3 protein-coding genes are annotated in these 2,740 nt (G+C 67.4%); all 3 read left to right on the forward strand.

Features of this window, described 5'->3' with window-relative positions; translation table 11 throughout:
* Positions 1-280: 280 nt before the first annotated feature.
* Positions 281-1,273: a hypothetical protein gene (locus RKP46_RS18395; RefSeq protein ID WP_311107973.1), complete on the forward strand. Its 993-nt coding sequence runs from the start codon at positions 281-283 to the stop codon at positions 1,271-1,273.
* A 118-nt stretch (positions 1,274-1,391) separates the two neighbouring features.
* Positions 1,392-2,081, forward strand: a complete 690-nt coding sequence (gene rpiA / locus RKP46_RS18400) for a ribose-5-phosphate isomerase RpiA (protein WP_311107974.1) — start codon at positions 1,392-1,394, stop codon at positions 2,079-2,081.
* 90 nt (positions 2,082-2,171) lie between these two features.
* On the forward strand, positions 2,172-2,740 hold a 569-nt coding region (gene cobU / locus RKP46_RS18405), incomplete at its 3' end, for a bifunctional adenosylcobinamide kinase/adenosylcobinamide-phosphate guanylyltransferase (protein WP_311107975.1).

A 2,740-nucleotide genomic window follows, 5' to 3' on the forward strand; every position in this document is an offset into this window, starting at 1 on the left:
CAACGACGGCGAGTAGCGCGAGGCAGAAGCGGAGAATCGTGCCGGGCGGCAGCGCCGTGCGACGGGAGGTGGTCTTGGCCATGACCCGTTAGTATAGCCAAGCTCGCGGCGAGCGAGCGCCGCACCGGGGTCAGCCAAACACCACCGGCGAAACAATCTGCAACAGTCTGACCGGCGACGGCCTGCCGGCGATCATGCTACGATCGGCCTGCCCGGTGTTCACCGTCGGCGCATTTCCAACAACAGGCAGCACACAAAAACAACGAAAGGGTCCCCCGACATGAAACCCCGCTCCCCGCTCTGGCCCCGGTTGGTCGCCGGCATACTCGTCTGCAGTGCGCTGCATGCACACGCCGGCCTGTTCGATTCACCCGGCTCCGGCCCGCAACCTGTCGTCCTCAAGGAGGATAGCGTGCCGGCCGAAGTCTTCCGGCAAATGATCGACGACGGCGCGCTGCTGCGCCATGTTTCGAAGACCTATTCCGGTGCCGCGAAACAGATCGCGATTGGCACGGTGCGCCTGAATTTCATCACCGACACCGGCGATACCGCGACGGCCAAGCAGTTCATGGGCAAGGCGACGGTGTCGCAGTCGGTCAACCTTAAACTGCAGGGCGTCGAGCAGGAGACGATGGTCGCGCTGACCAACGGTTTCCATCAGGCGCTGCGCGCCAGGCTGGCGGCGCAGGGCTACGAAGTCGTTGCCCAGGAAAAGCTGCTCGACAACCCGGACTACCGGCAGGCCGTCGCCGAAACGAAAGCGCTTGCCGCCTCGGGCAGCGTCACCTCGGTCTACGCGCAGGGAACTGGCGCGATCGGCGGCTTCACCATGCGCAACTTCGCCTACTACCTGAAGATGCCGGTCGTCATTGCTGACCTGACGCTGAACTTCGCCGCTTTCGACAAGGAAACCGACCGCTGGGCGGCAGGCGGTTACCAGATCAGCGCCAGCGTGAAGCCGCGCATCGTGTCCTCGGTCAGCGGCCAGATGCGCCTGATGACCGAAGACGGCGGCGGCGCGATCTTCGACATCGTGCGCCCGCTCGCGCTGCCCGGAGCAATTGCCGAGCGCGTCGAACCGATCGCCATGTCGTCGGCCGAAGCCGCCGGAAGTGCTGCGCTGAAGGTGCTCGGCGCCGTGCTCGGATCGTCCGAGTCGTCGGCAACGAACAACTATCTGGTGGTTGCCGCGAAGAACTACCGCGAGGTGATGGCCGGCGACCTGGCGCGCCTGGCGGCCGTCACCGCCAGCGTGGTCGACAAGCGGCCGTGATTCGGCTGCCGGCCGGCAGTGCGATGTCTGGCTGGCCAGTCGCCGATCCGGCGCGAGCGCGCTGTCAGGACAAGGCCTTCGGCGCTTTGGGACTTTTTTGGGACTTTGGGACTTTGCCATGAGCAAGACGCAGGACGAACTGAAGCGGGCGGTTGCCGAGGCGGCACGCGACCATGTCGCCGAACATCTGCCGGCGGGCGCGATTCTCGGCGTCGGTACCGGTTCGACGGCGAACTTCTTCATCGACGCGCTGGGCGCAATCCGCCATCGCCTGGGTGGCGCGGTGGCAAGTTCGGAAGCGACGCGCGCACGCCTGGTCGCGCAGGCGATCCCGGTGCTCGAACTGAACGAGGTCGTCGAGCGCGGCCTGCCGCTGCCGATCTATGTCGATGGGGCCGACGAGATCGACGCTGGCCTGGCCATGATCAAGGGCGGCGGTGGCGCGCTGACGCGCGAAAAGATCGTCGCCGCAGTGGCCGACACCTTCGTTTGCGTTTGCGATGCCTCGAAGCGCGTCACCTTGCTCGGTGGTTTCCCCTTGCCGGTCGAAGTGATTCCGATGGCGCGTGCGCACGTCGCGCGCGAGCTGGCGAAGCTCGGTGGGACGCCCGAGCTGCGCGCCGGTTACCTGACCGACAATGGCAATCTGATCCTCGATGTGCATGGCCTGGTGATCACCGATCCGGTGCGGCTTGAAGAAACGATCAACCAGATCGCCGGCGTCGTCGCCAACGGGCTGTTTGCCCGGCGCGGCGCCGACCTCCTGCTGCTCGCCGGAGCCACCGGCGTGCAGCGCCATGCTCGCTGAGCGTACGCGGGAGCGCCTGCAAATCAGCATCACGTGGCCGGGGTGTTCGGCGCGTCACCGTCAAGGCCGTCAGCGGCGAGCGCAACCAGAATGAACGAACTGATCATCGGCGGTGCGCGCTCGGGTAAGAGCGCGCTGGCCGAAGCGCGTGCGCGCGAAGCGCAGAGCGGCGGCCAGCGCGTGGTCTACGTCGCGACCGCCGAAGCGCGTGACGACGAAATGGCGCGCCGCGTCGCCGCTCACCGCGCGCGGCGACCGGCCGACTGGACGCTGGTCGAGGCGCCGCTCGAACTGCCGGCCGCCCTGCGCGCACAGGCGGCGGACGACGTCTGCCTGATCGTCGATTGCCTGACGCTCTGGCTCTCCAACCTGCTCTTCGCCGGCCGCGCGGCAGTGCAGGCCGAGGCCGGCGAGGCGATCGACTGCCCGTTGCTGACCGGCGCCACCGCCGCCTTGATCGCTGCCCTGCGCGAGTTGCCCGGGCGAGTGACGCTGGTCTCGAACGAGGTCGGCTGGGGAATCGTGCCGCTGCATCCGCTGGCACGTTGCTTCGCCGACGAGCAGGGCCGACTCAACCAGCGCGTCGCGCAAGTCTGCCAGCGCGTCACGCTGGTTGCTGCCGGACTGCCGCTCGTCCTCAAGGACTTGCCGGACGCCGG

Source organism: Accumulibacter sp., from assembly GCF_031732815.1.
Classification (GTDB): domain Bacteria; phylum Pseudomonadota; class Gammaproteobacteria; order Burkholderiales; family Rhodocyclaceae; genus Accumulibacter.

Excerpts from the sequence above, each read along its gene's own strand:
- RKP46_RS18395 (WP_311107973.1), top strand. The coding sequence starts at position 281 with ATGAAACCCCGCTCCCCGCTCTGGCCCCGGTTGGTCGCCGGCATACTC.
- rpiA (WP_311107974.1), top strand. The coding sequence starts at position 1,392 with ATGAGCAAGACGCAGGACGAACTGAAGCGGGCGGTTGCCGAGGCGGCA.